This window comes from Dactylosporangium sp. CA-139114 (assembly GCF_050955725.1).
Taxonomy (GTDB): Bacteria; Actinomycetota; Actinomycetes; order Mycobacteriales; family Micromonosporaceae; genus Dactylosporangium.
Genome location: NZ_CP192080.1, coordinates 5,096,647 through 5,114,061, shown reverse-complemented (window position 1 = coordinate 5,114,061; position 17,415 = coordinate 5,096,647). Strand labels below are relative to the sequence as shown.

General features: G+C 73.5%; 13 protein-coding genes. 7 read left to right on the top strand and 6 right to left on the bottom strand.

All coding sequences use genetic code 11. The features are described 5' to 3' along the window. The first annotated feature begins 201 nt into the window (after positions 1-201). Positions 202-1,128, top strand: coding sequence for an LLM class flavin-dependent oxidoreductase (locus ACQP2P_RS22565; RefSeq protein WP_433603872.1), 927 nt, complete (start codon positions 202-204; stop codon positions 1,126-1,128). A gap of 295 nt (positions 1,129-1,423) precedes the next feature. Here ACQP2P_RS22565 and ACQP2P_RS22560 read toward each other — a convergent pair whose 3' ends face one another. Next, positions 1,424-2,074: an alpha/beta fold hydrolase gene (locus ACQP2P_RS22560; RefSeq protein ID WP_433603871.1), complete on the bottom strand. Its 651-nt coding sequence runs from the start codon at positions 2,072-2,074 to the stop codon at positions 1,424-1,426. Positions 2,075-2,159: 85 nt separating this feature from the next. On the opposite strand from ACQP2P_RS22560, the gene ACQP2P_RS22555 reads away from it, so the two are divergent. From ACQP2P_RS22555 to ACQP2P_RS22540, 4 genes are all read left to right on the top strand, one after another. Next, a complete protein-coding gene (locus tag ACQP2P_RS22555) occupies positions 2,160-3,035 on the top strand; it encodes a LysR family transcriptional regulator (RefSeq protein ID WP_433603870.1) in 876 nt (291 codons plus the stop codon). 141 nt (positions 3,036-3,176) lie between these two features. After that, a complete protein-coding gene (locus ACQP2P_RS22550; RefSeq protein WP_433603869.1) occupies positions 3,177-3,974 on the top strand; it encodes a cold-shock protein in 798 nt (265 codons plus the stop codon). Positions 3,975-4,114: 140 nt separating this feature from the next. Continuing rightward, complete coding sequence (locus ACQP2P_RS22545; RefSeq protein ID WP_433603868.1) at positions 4,115-4,912, top strand: SAM-dependent methyltransferase; 798 nt, start codon at positions 4,115-4,117, stop codon at positions 4,910-4,912. Between the two features lie 41 nt (positions 4,913-4,953). Beyond that, positions 4,954-6,678: a putative bifunctional diguanylate cyclase/phosphodiesterase gene (locus tag ACQP2P_RS22540; RefSeq protein WP_433603866.1), complete on the top strand. Its 1,725-nt coding sequence runs from the start codon at positions 4,954-4,956 to the stop codon at positions 6,676-6,678. On the opposite strand, the gene ACQP2P_RS22535 is transcribed toward ACQP2P_RS22540, so the two are convergent. From ACQP2P_RS22535 to ACQP2P_RS22520, 4 genes are all read right to left on the bottom strand, one after another. Then, a complete protein-coding gene (locus ACQP2P_RS22535; protein ID WP_433603865.1) occupies positions 6,662-8,458 on the bottom strand; it encodes a hypothetical protein in 1,797 nt (598 codons plus the stop codon). The two genes, ACQP2P_RS22540 and ACQP2P_RS22535, sit on opposite strands and share 17 nt — an antisense overlap. 18 nt (positions 8,459-8,476) lie before the next feature. Further along, a complete protein-coding gene (locus ACQP2P_RS22530) occupies positions 8,477-9,292 on the bottom strand; it encodes an ABC transporter permease (RefSeq protein WP_433603864.1) in 816 nt (271 codons plus the stop codon). After that, the gene (locus tag ACQP2P_RS22525) at positions 9,289-10,284 is read right to left on the bottom strand and encodes an ATP-binding cassette domain-containing protein (RefSeq protein WP_433603863.1); all 996 of its coding nucleotides are present in this window, start codon (positions 10,282-10,284) and stop codon (positions 9,289-9,291) included. The genes ACQP2P_RS22530 and ACQP2P_RS22525 overlap by 4 nt, the downstream gene beginning before the upstream one ends. Positions 10,285-10,365: 81 nt before the next feature. Continuing rightward, the gene (locus tag ACQP2P_RS22520) at positions 10,366-11,679 is read right to left on the bottom strand and encodes a glycosyltransferase family 2 protein (protein WP_433603862.1); all 1,314 of its coding nucleotides are present in this window, start codon (positions 11,677-11,679) and stop codon (positions 10,366-10,368) included. A gap of 110 nt (positions 11,680-11,789) precedes the next feature. On the opposite strand from ACQP2P_RS22520, the gene ACQP2P_RS22515 reads away from it, so the two are divergent. Both ACQP2P_RS22515 and ACQP2P_RS22510 read left to right on the top strand, forming a co-directional pair. Beyond that, a complete protein-coding gene (locus ACQP2P_RS22515; protein ID WP_433603861.1) occupies positions 11,790-12,971 on the top strand; it encodes a macrolide family glycosyltransferase in 1,182 nt (393 codons plus the stop codon). Between the two features lie 605 nt (positions 12,972-13,576). Beyond that, positions 13,577-16,468 carry a helix-turn-helix transcriptional regulator gene (locus ACQP2P_RS22510; RefSeq protein ID WP_433618889.1) on the top strand — a complete coding sequence of 964 codons (2,892 nt, stop codon included), beginning with the start codon at positions 13,577-13,579 and terminating at the stop codon, positions 16,466-16,468. A 33-nt stretch (positions 16,469-16,501) separates the two neighbouring features. Here the strand turns inward: ACQP2P_RS22510 and ACQP2P_RS22505 are convergent, their stop codons facing one another. Continuing rightward, a complete protein-coding gene (locus ACQP2P_RS22505) occupies positions 16,502-17,263 on the bottom strand; it encodes a thioesterase II family protein (protein WP_433618887.1) in 762 nt (253 codons plus the stop codon). Between the last annotated feature and the right edge of the window lie 152 nt (positions 17,264-17,415).

Sequence of the window (17,415 nt, the reverse complement as noted above, 5' to 3'; positions counted from 1 at the left end):
ATGCCGCACCCATTCAAGGCATTCCCGTGTGCATCCACCGAGGTCAAATGGTCTGCGATCACCGGAAACGCGGCCTCACCTCGCAGAACCGGCGCAGGTCAGCGCGCTGGGAGGGCAAACCCTACTCCCGACCCTAGGGATGATTTGGTCGGGAATGGCCGCACGTGCGAGTCTGAGCGCATGGCACGAATTGGGGTTGTAATGCCGCGGGATCTCCCCGCGGATCGGGTCCTGACGTATGCCCGCCGGGCCGAGCAGCTCGGATTCGAGGAGTTGTGGGTCGTGGAGGATCTCGGGTTCCGCGGCGGCGTGGCCCAGGCCGGCGCCGTGCTCGCGGCGACGGAGCGGATCACGGTCGGCATCGGCATCCTGCCGGCGGGCGCGCGCAACGCCGCCTTCGCCGCGATGGAGCTGGCGACGCTGACCCAGCTGTTCCCGGGCCGCGTGATCGCGGGCATCGGCCACGGCATGCCGGACTGGATGCGCCAGGCCGGCGCCCGCCCGGCCAGCCCGCTCACCCTGCTGCGGGAGTACACGGTCGCCGTGCGTGCGCTGCTGCGCGGCGAGCTGGGCCCGGCCGCGGGCCGGTACGTCGCCGTCGAGGGCGTGGTCATCGGCGAGACCCCGCCGACCCCGCCCCCGGTCGTGCTCGGCGTGCGCGGCCCGAAGTCGATCGCGATGGCCGGCGAGGTCGCCGACGGGCTGCTGCTGGCGGAGCCCTGCGCGCCGCCCTACGTCGCCGACGCGGTCTCGCGCTTCGCCGCCCCGTCGCCGATCGTCGTGACGTACGACGCCGCGGCCGTGGCCGGCGACGGCCGGGCGGCCCGCGACCTGGTGCGCCCCGGCCTGGCCTGGATCGGCGAGCCGGACTGGGCCCCGCACCTGGCCCCGCTGCCCTTCGCCGGGGAGCTCGCCCGGCACCGCGCGGCGGCGGCGAGCCGCGAGGAGTTCGCGGCCACGCTGCCGGACGAGTGGGTGCGCGAGCTGTCACTGGCCGGCACCCCGGACGAGGTCGCCGAGCGGATCGCGGCGCGCCGCACCGCGGGCGCGACGAGCGTGGTGCTGCTCCCGGCCGAGCCCGACCCCCTGGACGCCCTGACCCGCCTGGCCCACGTCATCAGCCTTTGACGACGCGGTCGGGGTCGCAGGTCCGGCCGAAGTCGTCCCGGAGCGGGACGTGATCCTGCCTGAGGGCGCTGCCGCGTGAGAGGCCGAACGCGCTGCCACCGCAGGCCCGGCGGTCGTGCGGCAGCGGCCCGCATCCCGCCTTCGCCCGTGTGCGCACCGGCACTCCGTTCAGTCGCGTATCCCGGTCGACGCCCCGGGACAATACCGGCTTCCACCGACGATGGTCGATCCCGACACCGCGCGAAGTCGCCGGCGAGCCGGACGTTCGTGTGCTTGAGGCTGGATGTTCGATGTATCACTTGCCCGGCCACGTTGCGTCGCTCAGGCGGCCGGCCAGCTCCCTCGGGCGGGCGAGGGCCGCGCAGTGGCCGGCGTCGAGCTCCTCGGGCGTGATCCCGAGCCGCTGCGGCACGAGCCGGCGAAAGAGCCCCGCCGGGAAGCAGCGGTCCTGGCGCAGCAGCACGAACCGCGTCGGCACGGCCGGCCACCGCTCCAGCGGCCACGGCTGCTCGTAGGCCACCGCGGACGGATGTGCGCGCTGGCGGCGAAGGGCCTCCTCGGCGAGCGGGCGCGGCACGTCGTGGTAGTAGGTGACGAAGGGGTCCTCATCGCCGCCGCCGACGTGGCCGACGTTGCCCCACCAGTCCGAGGGCCGCTCGCCCGGCGCCGGCACCATGCCCGCCACCAGCACCAGCCCGTCGGCCGCGAGCCGCCCGGCCACCAGCGGGGCCGTGAACGCGCCGAACGAGTGCCCGACGACGATCGTGTCGCGCCGGTCGCCGACGGCCGCGACCACGGCGCCGGCGTAGGCGTTCAGGTCCGCCGCCGGGTCGTCGGGCAGGTCGGGCGCGATCGCCTCGTGGCCGCGGGCCCGCAGCTCGGCGGCGACGAGGTGCCAGGCCCAGCCGGAGTCGCCCGCGCCGTGAATCAGCACGAAAGTGGCCATGCCCCTGACGCTAGCGACGCGACGGCATGCGCAAAAGCGATCGTTTCCGATCGTTTCCATCGTACTTCCCGATAGAGTCGGGGCCGTGTCCGACGTCGACCTGCGCCACCTCGCCACCCTGGCCGCGATCGCCGACGAGGGCTCGTTCGGGCGCGCCGCGGCGCGGCTCGGATACACGCAGTCGACGGTGAGCCAGCACATCGCCGCGCTGGAGCGCTGCGTCGGCGGCGCGGTGTTCGACCGGCCGGGCGGCCCGCGACCGGTTCGCATCACGCCGCTCGGCCGCGTCGTGCTGACCCACGCCCGGCAGCTGCTGGCCGGGGCGCGGGCGATGACCGACGCGCTCGAGCGGTTCCGGGCCGGCGACGGCCGCATCGACATCGGCACCTTCCAGAGCCTGTCGACGACGATCCTGCCGCGGCTCGTGCGGCGGCTGCGCGAGGAGCACCCGGGCTGCGACATCCGCCTCGTCGAGGAGGAGACCGACCCGCCCCGCGTCGACGACCTGGACCTCGTGTTCGTCGACGGGCGCACGGCCGGGGAGGTCGAGCACCGCAAGCTGCTCGACGACCCGTACGCGCTCGTCGCCCGCCCCGGCGACTTCCCCGGCGGGCCGGTGCCGCTGAGCGCCCTGCACGACGCGCCGATGGTGGCCTGGCCCGCGGCCTGCGACCAGCCCCCCGTCGAGGAGGCGTTCGCGAGGGCCGGGGCGCGGCCGCGGACCGTGTTCCGCACGACGAGCAACGAGGCGGTGCTGGCCATGGTCCGGGCGGGCATCGGCTCGGCGGTCCTGCCACGCCTGGTCCTGGACGGCCTTGACGCGTCGCTGTCGGTGCACGAGCTGCGGCCGGCGCCGCCGCCGCGCGAGATCTTCCTGCTCCGGCCGGCCGGGCGCACACCCTCCCCGCTCGCCGCCCGCGCGATCGAGATCGCGCTGGAGGTGACGGCCGGCTACCGGTGAGGTCGGACGTTGCACGGCGCCGCGGTGCGGAAAGCGCGGCCGAGTGGAGCACCCTGTGCAACGCCGGGCCCTGCACGAGCGGCCGAGGCCGGCCCGCCACGAACGCCGGTGCGGCCGCCGGCGGTCGCGTACGGTCGAGCCATGCGCAGCCGACCGTCCGCGGCCGTCCGGTCGCACCTGCTCGCCCACCTCGGCGAGCCGTTCGCCGACCTGCGCGAGAAGGTCGCGCCCGGCGCGGCCGTCGAGGTCTGCGGGTTCGCCGCGACCCCGTGGCCCGGGCAGGTGACCCTGGCGACGAACGGACTGTCCACGTTCGCCCGCACACGCGGGTTCGCCGGGCCCGACGGGCTGGCCGACGAGCTGGTGATGGTCGTCGGCGACGCGTTCCTCGGTGACGCGTTCCTCGCGTTCTTCGTGAACCTCGCCCGGGTGTACGCCGCCCACGCCGAACTGCTCGACTGGCACGAGTCCATCCGGCTGGACCGGCCGGTGCCGGGCAGCGAGGACATGCGGTTCCTGCTGCCGACGCCGACGGCGATGTTCGAGGAGTCGTTCGCGCTGGCCGAGGAGGCGAACGGGCTGACCGCGATGCGGTACCTGCTGCCGCTGCGCGAGTCCGAGGACGCCCGGATCGCCGCCCTGGGCGTCGAGGCCTTCCACCAATACATGGAACAGCTCGCGCCCGAGTACTGGAACCTGCGGCGGCGCGCGCTGTTTCCCGGCGACGGCGTCGTGCGCCGGTGGGACGCCGACGCGGGGGTAGGCGTCGTGGCCCTGGACCGCGACGGGCTCCTCGTGTGGACCCACTACTCCGTCGTCGTCGCCGAGCCCGGGGCGTACCGCTCCCTCGAGCCCGGCCAGCGGGTGCGCTGCTGGTTCGAGACGCCCGGCCAGGACGGCTACCCGGCGCGGGCAGTGCGCGTCGAGGTCCAGGACTGAGCGGTCCCGCGGCCCTGCGCTCCGCGACCCCGCGGCGTCCTCGATGTCCCGTATCGTGACCGCATCCGAAAGCCGAAGGGCCCTCGCTTCTGGGGCCATGTGGCCATACTATGGCGGCGCGACGACGAGAAGGGGCGGGGATGACGCGACCGGAGTGGGCACCGGAGGACATTGACATCAGCGTGCCGAACGCGGCGCGGATGTACGACTACTCGCTCGGCGGTTTCCACAACTTCGCGGTCGACCGGGAGATGGTCGAGCGGGTCGTGTCGATGTCGCCCAACGCCAGGCAGATCGGCCTGGCCAACCGGGCCTTCCTCGGCCGGGCCGTGCGCCGGCTCGTCGCGAGCGGCGTGCGCCAGTTCCTCGACGTGGGCTCGGGCATCCCGACGCTCGCCAGCGTGCACGAGGTGGCGCAGCAGGCCGACCCCGAGGCCCGCGTCATGTACGTCGACATCGACCCCGTCGCCGTCGCGCACGGCCGCGCCATGCTCGCGGGCAACCCCAACGCCGAGGTGATGCTCGGTGACGTGCGGCGACCGGACGACATCGTGCGCGACCCGGCGGTGAGCGGCCTGCTCGACTTCACCGAGCCGGTCGCCGTCATGCTCATCGCGGTGCTGCACTTCGTGCCCGACTCCGACGACCCGGCCGGGATCGTGCGCCGCTTCCGCGAGGCCGTCAAGCCCGGCAGCTACATCGCGCTGTCGCACGGCTCCCCGCCGCCGCGGCACGAGGAGGACGCGGCGAAGGTCAGCACGGTCTACCAGCGCACCTCGACGCCGCTGCACCTGCGCAGCAGCGCCGAGATCGGCCGGCTGCTCGACGGCCTGGAGATCGTCGAGCCCGGTGTGGTGCCGGTGACCGACTGGCACCCCGACGACACCGGCGTCGAGCCGCGGCCGGAGGTGCTCGCCGCGGTCGGACGTAAGCCCTGAAAGCTGGCATTCAGCACGGTCTTTGCCCCATAATCATCCGCGTGATCCCGTCCGACGGCCGGACGGCCGGCATCGACGCGTTCACCAGGGCCTGGGCTCGTGTCGTCAGCGGCCACACGGTGCTGCGCCACAGCCCCGACGAGGTGTACTCGCTGCTCGAGCGGTTCGCGCGACGGTTCGCCGAGGTGCTGCTCGCGGAGCCGTTCTCCGCCGGCCCGGGCCGGCGACTCGGCGCCGATCTGGTGGCGGCCGGCATCGCCACACCCGAACTGCTCGGCCGCACGACGACGCTCATCGGCCGGCGGTTCCTCGAGGACATCCGCGTGCGGCGCCCCGACGGCCGGGCTCGCCTCGACGAGCTGCTGGGCGCGGTGGCCACCGGCTACACGGGCGCCCTCGTCGACCAGTCGGTCGGGGCGCAGGAGGCGCTGCGCCGGGCCGAGCTGCGACGGACGGGGCTCGCCCGGCACTGCCGCATCGAGCGGACCCACGACCTGCCCAACCAGCGGGCCGCGCTGCTGCGGCGGCTCGCCGAGGCGCTGGCCGGGGACCCCCACGGCCGGCTCGGGCTGTGCCTGATCAACCTCGACCGGTTCCGCACCGTCAACGAGAGCCTCGGCTACCGGGCCGGCGACCAGGTGCTGCGGACCGTCGCGCACCGCCTCGAGCGGCTCGCCCAGCGGGCCGGGCACTTCGCCGCGCACCTCGACAACGACACGTTCGTGCTGCTCGTCGGGGACACCGGCGGGATCGACGAGGTGACGAAGGCCGCGGAGGAAGCCCTCGCCGCGATCGCGCACACGTTCCCGATCAACAACGGGTACACGCTGCCGATCCGGGCCAGCATCGGCGTGGTCGAGCGGGCCGCCGCCGGCACCGATCCGGCGGCCCTGCTGGGGGCGGCCGAGCAGGCGCTCGGCTGGGCGAAGCGGGAGCGGCGCGGGCAGTGGATGGTGCACGACACCGAGCGAGCGGCCGTCGAGACCGCCCGGCACGCGCTCAGCGCCGAGATGCCCGACGCGCTCACCCGCGGCGAGTTCGTCGTGGAGTACCAGCCGCTGACCGACCTGGCCACCGGGCGGGTCGTCGGCGTCGAGGCGCTGGTGCGCTGGCGGCATCCGGTGCACGGGCTGCTGATGCCGGGGCGGTTCATCGACCTGGCGGAGCACACCGGCCTGATCGTGCCGCTCGGCGAGGACGTGCTGCGCCGCGCCTGCGCCCAGGCCGCCGCGTGGCGCGACGCCCGCCCGGACCACCCGGTGTTCGTGAGCGTCAACGTCGCCGAGGCTCAGCTGCGCCGGCCGGGCCTGCCCGCGCTGGTCCAGGCGGTCCTGGACGAGACCGGGCTGCCGGTGAGCCTGCTGCAGCTGGAGGTCACCGAGAACGTCCTGCTCGACCCGGAGGGGCTGGGCACCCTCGACGACCTCGCGCGCATGGGCGTGCGGATCTCCCTCGACGATTTCGGGACGGGCAACTGCCGGCTGGCCGAGATCAGCAATCTGCCCGCCCACACGATCAAGATCGCCGGGTGCTTCATCGGCTTCCTGAACAGCCAGCACGCGGCCGCCGGCGCCGACCACACCGTGCTCGCGGCCATGATCGAGCTCGGCCGCGAGCTGGGCCTGACCGTCACCGTCGAGGGCATCCAGACCGAGGCCCAGGCGCGGCGGCTGCTGGACCTCGGCTGCGACATCGGCCAGGGCTACCACCTCGGCCGCCCTCAGCCGCCGGACGAGATCACCGGGCTGCTCACGGCCCGGAGCTGAACGGGATCCGGCGTCCGGGCCGCGACGCCCAGTAGGCCAGTTGCGGCGCGGCGAACCAGCATGCCAGCAGCGGCAGCGACCACACCAGCGCCGGCGGGTTCTCCAGGCCGATGCCGGCGGCCAGGGCCACCGACACCGCGCTGGCCAGTGCCATCGTCCGCCAGCGGGCCGCCGCGCCCCGGCCGACGGCCCGGACGGCCGCCACGGAGCTGGTCCACTGCAGGATCAGGCGGCGGCTGACGAAGGTGCGGTAGGTCGCCCGGGCCGTGGCGTCCAGCGTGAACAGTGCCCGGTCGGCCAGCAGCACGATCCAGATCGGCGCGCGCAGGGCCTCGACCCGCAGCAGCCACCACGCCAGCGAGCCGCGCAGGCGCAGCGTCCCGGCCAGCCACGCGCGCCGGGACATCCGCGGCGGGCGGGGCGAGCGACCCAGCAGGACCATCAGCGGCAGCACGAGCAGCGGCTGCAGGAGCAGACCGGCGACGACGGCCGTGTAGACGCCGACCTGCGCGGGCGGGGCCGCGAGCCACGCGAGCACGAGCAGCCCGGCCATGGCGACCGGCTGCAGGTGCGCGAGCAGGTCGTTGGTGAGCATCCAGCGGGCCATGAGCGGCAGCGCGCGACGGCCCCGGGCGGCGATCCAGGGCAGCAGGTGCACGTCGCCGCGGATCCAGCGGTGGCAGCGCTTACGGTACGCGAGGTAGTCCTCGACGTTGCCCTCGACGACCACGGCGCCGGCGATGCAGGCGGTGCGGGCGTACATGCCCTCGAGCTTGTCGTGGCTGAGCACGGTGTTGTCGGGGATGCGCCCGTCCAGCGCGGCCCGCACGGCGGCCACGTCGAAGATGCCCTGCCCGAGGAACAGGTCCTGGCCGAAGAGGAGCTGGCCGAAGGAGGCCTGCCCGGTCGGGGCGGAGTAGGGCTGCCACGACCACTCGAAGAGGCTGCGCGGCGGCGACGGCACGTGGCAGGGGCGGACGTAGCCGAAACCCGCCGTGATCCGGCCGGTGCCGGGGTCGGCCTCGGCCCGGTTGTCCGGGTGGGCCATCGCGGCGACGAGCCGGCGGGCGCCGCCGTTGGGCAGACGGTTGCCGACGTCGATGGTGATGACGTACCGGACGCCGGACAGCGCCGGCGCCGCGCCCTCGAAGCTGGTCTCGGCGGCGGGGTCCTGGACGAGGGCGGCGAACTCGGCGAGCTTGCCGCGCTTGCGTTCCCAGCCCATCCAGACGCGGTCGGCCTCGTTCCAGCGGCGGGTGCGGAACAGCGCCGAGAGCGGGGCGGTGGCGGACGCGGCCGCGAGCTTGGTGAGCACCTCGGCGCGCAGGTCGGCGTCGGTGGCGAGCTCGGCGGTGGGGCCGTCGGCGAAGTCGACGAGCGCGATGTGCCCGGCGAATCCGGGGCCGCTGTCGCGGGCGGCGGCCCGCATGGTGTCGACGAGCGCGTCGACGTCTTCGCGGTCGTAGACGATGGCGGGGTACACCACACATGTCGACCCGACGAGGGGACCGGGCGCGGCCAGCGGCACCTGCGGCAGCGCCGCGGACGGGGGCAGCGCGGCCCGCAGGAGCAGGTGCACGACGGTGCCGCCGAGCTGGAGGGCCGGCGGCACGCCGAGCGCGAGTGCGGTGACGAGGAACGCGGTGCTCGTGCCGGCCTCGGCCATCAGGAGGCCGGCGAGGATGAGCAGGGCCGTCGAGACTCCGACGACGGACCAGACGTAGGCCGGCCCGGATCGCTTGCCGATGTTCTTCCGCTGCCGCTGGGCAGTCGTGGACACATTGGCCTCCAGCATGGGTCAGTCCAGGGCCCGCCTCATGAACCCGATGATGCCCACCCACGTGAAGACGACTAAGGCCGCGCCGAGCACGGAGATCGAGATCCACAGCGGCAACGACTCGACGGCCGTCGGCGCGATGATGGCCCGCATGGCCTCGCTCATGTACGTGCACGGGTTGAGCCCGCACACGATCTGGAACCAGAGCAGGTCCTTGATGCCCAGGAACGGGAACTGGGTCGAGCCGGTGAAGATGAGCGGGGTCAGCGCGACGGTCAGCATGATCTCGATGCGCCGCGAGGACACCAGGGTGCCGAGCACCATGCCGAGCGCGGACGCGACCAGGGCGCCCAGGATCAGGACCCCGACCACCGGCAGGTACGTGTGCGCGGGCCAGCTCATGTGCAGCAGCCAGAAGCCGAGCGGCACGATGAACAGGCCGGCGACGAGTCCCCGGATGGCGCCGAACACGATCTTCTCGATCGCCACCAGCCCCATCGAGACCGGCGCCAGGAGGCGGTCCTCGATCTCGCGGGTGTAGGAGAAGTCGAGCACGAGCGGCAGCGCGGTGCTCTGCAGGCCGGCCAGGAACGCGTTGAGGGCGACGAGGCCGGGCAGCAGGATCTGGCCGAAGACGTTGTCGGTGTAGCCGAGGTCGGACAGCACCTTGCCGAAGATCAGCAGCGAGAACAGCGGCTGCACGATGACCTGGGCGAAGAACGGCAGGAACTCCCGGCCGGTGACGAAGACGTCCCGCCACAGCAGCGAGAAGAACGTCTCGATCTGGCTCGGCAGCGACACCGAGCGCAGCCGCAGCGGTGGGGTGGCGACGGTCACCGAAGGTCCCTTCCGGTCAGGTGGATGAAGACGTCCTCGAGGCTCGGCTTGCCGACGGTGAGGTCGCGCACCTCGTGGTTGCCGTCGGCCATCGCCTTGAGCACCGCGGGCATCGCCGAGACCGGCTTGGACTCGGTGAAGACGCGGAACTGCACGAGGGTCTCGGCGTCGGGCGCGACCAGCTCGGGCGGCGGCGGGCCGACCCGCTCGACCCGCTCGACCTCCGGGACGTCGCCCAGCAGGGTGCGGATCTCGTCGGCCGTGGCCGAGCCGAGGTTGACGGTCAGCGTCAGGGTGGTGTTGCCGGGCAGCATCCGGGTCAGCGCCTCGGGCGTGTCCAGCGCGAGGAGCTTGCCGTGGTCGATGATGCCGATGCGGTCGCAGAGCTTGGACGCCTCGTCCATGTCGTGCGTCGTGAGCATGATGGTCACCCCGGCGGAGCGCAGTTCGGCCACCTTGTCGTGGACGAACAGGCGCGCCTGGGGGTCGAGTCCGGCCGAGGGCTCGTCGAGGAACATGACCTTCGGCTCGTGCATGAGGGCCCGGGCGATCATCACGCGCTGGGCCATGCCGCCGGAGAGGTAGTCGACGCGGCCCTTGGCGTGGCCGGTCAGCTCCATCTGCTCGAGCAGCTCGTCGGCCCGCTTGGCGCGCTGCGCCCGGGGCATCCGGTGGTAGGCGGCGTGGAACATGAGGTTCTGCCGCACGGTCAGCGACCGGTCGAGGTTGTTGCGCTGCGGCACCACCGCCAGCAGCTGCCGCGCCGCGGTCGCGTTCTTGACGACGTCGACGCCGTGAATCACGCCGCGGCCGGACGTCGGCCGGACCCTCGTCGTCATCACGCCGATCGTCGTCGTCTTGCCGGCGCCGTTCGGCCCGAGCAGGCCGAAGATCTCGCCCGCGTTGACCTGGAAGCTGAGCCCGTCAACGGCCGCGGGCGTCTTCGGTCGATACGTCTTTACCAGATCCGTAACCACCATCGCGTCGTCCACGGGGCCTGACACTACCGATCCGCATATGCATCGGAACCGTTGTGCGGCCCCGCATTCCGGCCCTGGACGACATTGAGGGGGTCACCCCGAGAACTGGGGACCCGGTAGGGGCGGCGCGTCGTCGTCGAGGTGCGAGCAGGCCGCACTCAGCGGCAGCCCGAGGGCCCGGGCGGCGGCGTCGACCTCGGCGAGGGTCAGCTCGGCGCGGCGCGGCGCGAGGTCGGACCACAGCCGCCGCACGCGCTCGTCCTCGTCGGCCCGCCCGCTGTGCCAGCTGCGGTCGTGGCGCGCGAGGGCCCGCAGCAGCGGCGGCGGTGCGTCCTCATGCGGCGCGGTGTGCCGCCGGAACGCGTCGCAGACGGCCTCGACCGGCACCCGCTCGTCCACCTCGGCCCGCGGCCCGGCGGCGAACGTCACCGGCGAGGCGGCCCAGTCCACCGGGCCCGCGGCGGCGGCGAGGCCGGCGACCAACGCGGCGAGCTCGTCGACGAGGGGGTCCTCGTCGACGTCGAGCAGCGGGCAGCCGACGAGCCGGCCGGTCTGCTCGAGGTAGCCGGTCACCACGCAGGTGACCCAGATCAGCGACAGCGTGGTGAAGACCGCGCGCACCTCGGGCGCGCCGATCTCGCCGAAGCGGCGGAACCACTGCGGCCGGCCGTCGCGGACCGCCTGATAGGTGGCCCAGGGCGAGGGCAGGTACTGGCTCAGCGCGCGATGCCCGTACTGCTGCACGAGACCGGCGGCCGTGCGCGCGTCCCGCAGCGAGCGGCCGACGAGCGAGCGGACGTCCTCGTCGACGTGGTGCACGGCCGGGGTCCCGCCGCTGAGCCAGCCGATCGACCGCCCCGCCGCCCGCAGGCGCAGCGCGAGATCGGAGTCCTCGCCCGCGTGCCGGCCCGGGTCGAACGGCGGCCCGTCCGGGGCGAGGTCCCGGCGCAGGCCCGCGTTGGCGGTGATGAGCAGCCCGCCCGGCGACCCGTCCAGCGGGGTGGCGTCGAACATCCGCAGGTGGTCCATGAACGCGGTGACCGGTCCGGCGACCGCGACGCGGATCGGGCCGCCGACCGCGGCCACCCCCGGGCCCAGGGCCGCGGCCATCCGGGCGCACCAGTCGGGCGGCACCAGCACGTCGTCGTCGGCGAAGAGCACGGTGTCGTGGCGCGCCGCGGCGATGCCGGCGTTGCGGGCGGCCGAGACGCCGGCCGGCTCGCAGGTGAGCACCCGCAGCATCGGGTCGGCGGGGCCGCGGTAGGCCGTGGTGGCGCCGGGGCCGTTGGCGACGAGCAGGACCTCGGCGTCCGGGCCGAGGCCGCGCGCGGCGGTGAGCGCCGCGTCGACGCACGCCGCGACCGTGTTGCGCTGCAACGTACTCGGGATCACCACGCTGACTGACACGTGCATGATTATCAGTCGCGCGACGACACGCACGGGTGCGGCGCATCCCCTAATATCGGCTTCGGACGGCAGGGGTTGTCCGCTTTGTCGCCCGCGTCCTAGTGTGAGTCGTGACCAGCGGCAAGCACATCGCCTTCTTCACCGCTCCCTCACACGGCCACGTCTATCCGATGCTCGGCATCGTCGAGGAGCTGGCCGGTCGTGGCCATCGGGTCAGCTACGCCACCACGACCGACTTCGCCGGCGCGGTCGGTGCCGCGGGCGCGCGCCCGGTCCTCTACGCCTCGACGATGCCCTCCCCCGGTGACCGCGCCCGCCGATGGCCCGAGACCATCGCCGAGTCGATGACGCTGTTCCTGAGCGAGGCGGCGGCGACGCTGCCGGCGCTGCGCGAGGCGTTCGCCGCGGACAAGCCCGACGTCGTGGCCGTCGACGACCTCGCCGGGGCCGGGGCGGTCCTGGCCGCGGCGTGGGGCATTCCCGTGGTGCAGATCTGGCCGTTCTTCGCGGCCAACGCGCACTGGTCGCTGCCCCTGCACGCGCCGGCGGCCCAGCGGCCCAAGCCGGCGGCGATGTTCCGCTACGGCAGCGACCTGACGGCGCTGCTGCGCTCGGCGGGCCTGCGGATGCCGGTGCCGGAGTACTTCGCGACCCGCCCGGCCGGCGGCGTGGTGCTGCTGCCGCGCGCCTTCCAGTTCCGGGGCGAGACGTTCGGCCCGGAGTTCTCGTTCGTCGGGCCGTGCCTGGGCTCCCGCGGCTTCCAGGGCGAGGCCGCGCCGGTGTCGGCGGACCGCCCGACGCTGCTCATCTCGCTGGGCACGTCCTTCAACGACCGGCCGGAGTTCTACGCCATGTGCCTGGAGGCGTTCGCCGGCGAGCCCTGGCACGTGGTGATGGCCGTCGGCGACCGCATCCGCCGCGAGCAGCTGCCGCCGGTGCCCGACAACATCGAGGTGCACGCGCGCGTCCCGCAGCTGGCGGTGCTGGCGCGGGCCGGCGCCTTCATCACCCACGCCGGCATGGGGTCCATCATGGAGGGTCTGGCCCACGGCGTGCCGCTCATCGCGATACCGCAGGTGTTCGAGCAGGAGGTGAACACGCAGCGGCTCACCGCACTCGGGCTGGGCGTGTCGCTGCGGCGCGACGCGATCACCGCCGAGGGACTGCGCGACGCGGTGCGCCGGGCCGACAACGCCGAGGTCCGGGCCGCGGTCGGCCGGATGCGGGCCGAGGTGCGGGCCGGGGGCGGCGCCGCGGCGGCCGCCGACGTCATCGCGAAGATTGCCGGCTGACCGGCACGCCGAACGCACCGGATAGGCCACTTCACGCACTGGCCGAGGACACAAGGTTGCCGCGAGGAAAACGATCCGTGGCGCCGGGATGAATCGCCTTTTGGACCCGAACGATGATAGCCGCCGCAACGGTCGTGACGTGCGACGGCACGACGATGCGGACAGACTTCACCGCCCCTTTCGACCTGCTTAACTTAGGCACTCGAGGGCCGATGGTCAAGACCAAATCATCGTCGAGTGTCAACCCCTAACCGACGTTACGTCGCGGTGACATCTCAACTAGGGGCGTCGATCCGTTGCCCCGGATTGAACCCCGATGGCAGACTTCCCTTTCGTAGGTGAAGATCGTTCGGCCGCATGGCAGTTCGAGCAACTTGGTTACATGCGAGGCGGTCCGTTCCGGGCAAACGGCCGTTTCGCCGAGGGGAACAGACAACAGTGGGCGCCAGCACGCGTGGGTCCGGACGCGCAGCGATTCTCGACCCCGGATTGGCACCCCTTCCGGCGGTCGAACGGCGGGCCGGCCTGGCAACACAGGCGAGTCTGACCGCAGCCGTGCTGACGCACACGCGATCGGTGCGCGGCAAAGGGAGGGCGACGCGTCAATGCTGCTGGTCGAGCGGGACGAACAGTTAACACGATTAGGAGAGGCGTTCCGCGCCTGCACCGACGGGCGAGGCCAGGTGACTCTCGTCAGCGGCCCGGTGGGCAGCGGCAAGACGGCACTCCTGCTGGCCTTCGCGCGGCAGGCCGCGAACGACGGGGCGAGGGTCATCGGTGCCGGGGGTTCCCGGGCCGAGCACAAGTTCCCGTACGGCATCATCGGTCAGCTGCTGCACGACGCCGGATTGGCGCCCAACAGTGACGCCTACGCGGCGGTGCTGAAGGCGCGATGCGCGCTCGCCGGCTCGTTAGGCGACCCCGGGTCCGACGGCTCCGTCGACGATCAGGTCCACCTGCCGTACTTACAGACGATCAGCGGCGCCTTCGCGGCCCTGGCCTCGGAGCAACCGCTGGTGATCGCGGTTGACGATCTGCACTACGCGGACCTTCCCTCGCTGCACTGCCTACTGTACTTGATCCGGCGCCTGCGCTCGACCCGCATCATGGTCGTGCTGAGCGAATCCAACCGGGCGCAACCGACCCACGTGCTGTTTCGCACCGACATCCTGAGCCAGCCCCACTTTTCCCGGGTGTCGCTGGCGCCGCTGTCGCGCCGCGGGGTCAACCAGCTCATCGAGGCCACTCTGGAGCAGCCGACGGCGCCCGAGCTGGCGACGGCCTGCTTCGACGTGAGCGCCGGCAACCCGATGCTGACCCGCGCGCTCATCGACGACCAGGTGCGGGCCGCTCGCGAGCCGGACGGCCAGATCACGGCCGAGCTGCGCATCGATGACGCCTTCGAGCAGGCGGTCCTGAGCTTCCTCTACCGGCACGACCCGTCGGTGCTGGCCGTGGCCCAGGCGGTCGCGGTGCTGGGTGAGCCCGGCTCGCCGCAGGTGCTGGCCCGCATGGTCGACGTCGTGCCGGAGACCGCGGCCCAGATCCTGCGGGTCCTGGAGGGCTCGGGCCTGCTCAGCGCGGGCCGGTTCCGCCACCCGCGAGCTCGGCGCGCGCTGCTCAACCACCTCCCGGCGGCCGAGCGGCGGGCCCTGCACCGCAAGGCGGCCGAGCTGCTGCAGGAGAACGGGGCGGCGCCGGGCAGCGTGGCCGACCACCTGGTGGAGGCCGCGTACGACGACGCCGCCTGGGTGGTGCCCGTGCTGCGTGACGCGGCCCGTCACGCCCTGGCCGACAGCCGTCCCGAGCACGCCTCCGCGCCGCTGCGGCTGGCGCTGCGGGCCGCCCGCGACGACCGGCAGCGGGTCGCGGCCCGCACGGCGCTGATCGGCGCCGAGTGGCAGACCAACCCGCTCATGGTGACGCGCCACCTCGGCGATCTGCTCAGCGGGGTGCGCGCCGACCCGGCCCACGCCGGCGACGCGCTCGCCGCCCTGCCCTACCTGCTGTGGCACGGCCGCGTCGACGAGTCGGTCGAGCTGCTCACCGCCGCCGCCGACGCCTCCGGCCCGGCCCACGTCGAGCTGGCCTCGCAGCTGCGCGGGGCCCGGCAGCTGCTCGCCTCCGCGTTCCCGGCGCGAGCCGCCTCGGTGGCGTGCCAGAACCCCGACGCCGCCACCATGAGTGCGCCGCCGCGGCGGCGCTCGCCGATCCGCGGCGTCTCCGAGGGCAGCTCCTGCGCCGAGGAGACGGCGATCAGCGCCCACCTGCAGCCGACCACGCTGCTGACCGCGGTGCTGGGCAACGGATCCCGGGCCGACGCGATCGGGGCCGCCGACCACGTCCTGCAGCGGTGCAGCTCGCAGAAGACGGCGCCCGAGCCGGTGGCCGCGGCGCTGCTGGCCCTGATCTACGCCGACCGCCCCGACCGATGCCTGGCGTGGTGCGACTCGCTGGCCATGGCCCGCCCCACCCTGAACCTGCCGCCGGCCTGGCAGGGCGTGCTCAAGGCGATCCAGGCCGAGGGCGCGCTGCGGCTGGGCAACCTGACGCTGGCCGAGCGGGCGGCCACCGAGGCCCTCGCCATCATGCCGCCCGCGGCCTGGGGCTTCATCATCGGCGGGGTGCTGGCCACGCTCATCAGCGCCACCACCGAGATGGGCGCCCTCGACCGGGCCCGCGAGCACCTGGCCACCCCCGTGCCCCAGTCGCTGTTCAGCACGCCGCTGGGCCTGCACTACCTGCAGGCGCGCGGCCGCTACTACCGGGCCACCGGCCGCCTGCAGGCCGCGCTGACCGACTTCCGCTCCTGCGGCGAGCTGATGGGCTCGTGGCAGCTGGACCTGCCGACCGTGGTCGCGTGGCGGCTCGAGACGGCCCGCACGTACCTGGCGCTGGGCCGGGCCGACCACGCCGTCGAGCTGGCCCGCGAGCAGCTGCGCCAGCTCGGCCCGCTCGACGGGCGGACCCGCGGCGCGACCATGCGCACGATCGCGGCCACCTACGCGCCGGAGCAGCGCACGGCGGCCTTGGACGAGGCCGTGGATCTGTTGCACGGCACCGGCGACCGCCTCGAGCTCGCGAACGCGCTGGCCGACCTGGGCCGCACGTGGCAGGCGCTGGGCCAGTCGGGCCGGGCGCGGCTGCTGATCCGGCGGGCGCACCACATCAGCGTCGAGTGCGGCGCCGAGCCGCTCAGCCACAGCCTCTCGCACGACGACCCCGATGCGGGCCTGGTCGTCGAGGCGCCGAAGCCGGGCGCGGGCGAGGTGACGCTCGAGCTGCTCAGCGACGCCGAGCGGCGGGTCGCGGCGCTGGCCGTGCAGGGGTACACGAACCGCGAGATCGCGAGCAAGCTCTACGTCACCGTGAGCACCGTCGAGCAGCATCTGACGCGGGTGTACCGCAAAGTCAACGTCAAGCGCCGGGCCGACCTGCCCGTCGGGCTCGCCCCACCGGCCACGGTGCAGTCCGACCCCGGCATGCGGGCCTGCTGAGCCACCACCCGGAGGGCCGGCGCGAGCCGGTCCTCAGCGGGGGGCGAGGAAGAAGTCGGAGATGGTGTTGACGACCTCGGACTGGTGCGTGAGCACGAAGAAGTGCCCACCGGGGACGACCAGCAGCTCGAACGGGCCCTCCGTGTGCTCCCACCACGCCACGACGTCCTCGGCGGCCACGGTGGAGTCGTCCTCGCCCACGAACGCGATGATCGGGCACCGCAGGGCGCTGCCGGGCTCGTAGACGTAGGTCTCGTCGGCACGGTAGTCGTCGCGGATCGCCGGCAGCATGAGCTGCAGCAGCTGCGCGTCGTCGGGCAGCGGCGACCGCGTGCCGCTGATCGCCTGCAGGTGCGCGACGATGCCCTCGTCGCGGCGCAGGTGCACGAAGCTGCCGGGGGCGCACGAGGGCGCGGCCCGGCCGGACGGGAACAGCACCATCGGCACGGTGCCCTCGCGCTCGAGCCGGCGCGCCAGCTCGAAGGCGACCAGGGCGCCCATCCCGTGACCGAAGATGAGCAGCGGCCGGTCCATCCACGTGCCCAGGGCCGCGTGGACCTCGCGGGCCAGCTCCTGGATCGTGAGCACGTGCGGCTCACTCCAGCGGTCCTGCCGCCCCGGGTACTGCACCGCCAGCACCTCGATGGAGACGGTCATCTCGTCGGACAGGGAGAAGTAGAAGCTGGCCGACTGCCCGGCCGGCGGGAGGCAGACGAGCCGGGCCAGGCAGTCCGGGCGCGGGTGGAAGCGCCGGATCCAGCTGGAGCCGCCGGCGTCGCCGTCGTGTTGATGCAAGGCAGTCCTCCCTGGCCGCACAGCTGGACCGGAGAACGGACGAAAGAGAGAAATCGAACTAGGCGTGAGCGTAGGAACACGCCGAACTTGATCACACCCCTAGCGGCCCCAGATCTTGAACGCTTCCGGTTCCCGACCGCCTCGGCCCCGAG

Excerpts from the sequence above, each read along its gene's own strand:
- ACQP2P_RS22510 (WP_433618889.1), top strand. The coding sequence starts at position 13,577 with ATGCTGCTGGTCGAGCGGGACGAACAGTTAACACGATTAGGAGAGGCG.
- ACQP2P_RS22545 (WP_433603868.1), top strand. The coding sequence starts at position 4,115 with ATGACGCGACCGGAGTGGGCACCGGAGGACATTGACATCAGCGTGCCG.
- ACQP2P_RS22550 (WP_433603869.1), top strand. The coding sequence starts at position 3,177 with ATGCGCAGCCGACCGTCCGCGGCCGTCCGGTCGCACCTGCTCGCCCAC.
- ACQP2P_RS22565 (WP_433603872.1), top strand. The coding sequence starts at position 202 with ATGCCGCGGGATCTCCCCGCGGATCGGGTCCTGACGTATGCCCGCCGG.
- ACQP2P_RS22560 (WP_433603871.1), bottom strand. The coding sequence starts at position 2,074 with ATGGCCACTTTCGTGCTGATTCACGGCGCGGGCGACTCCGGCTGGGCC.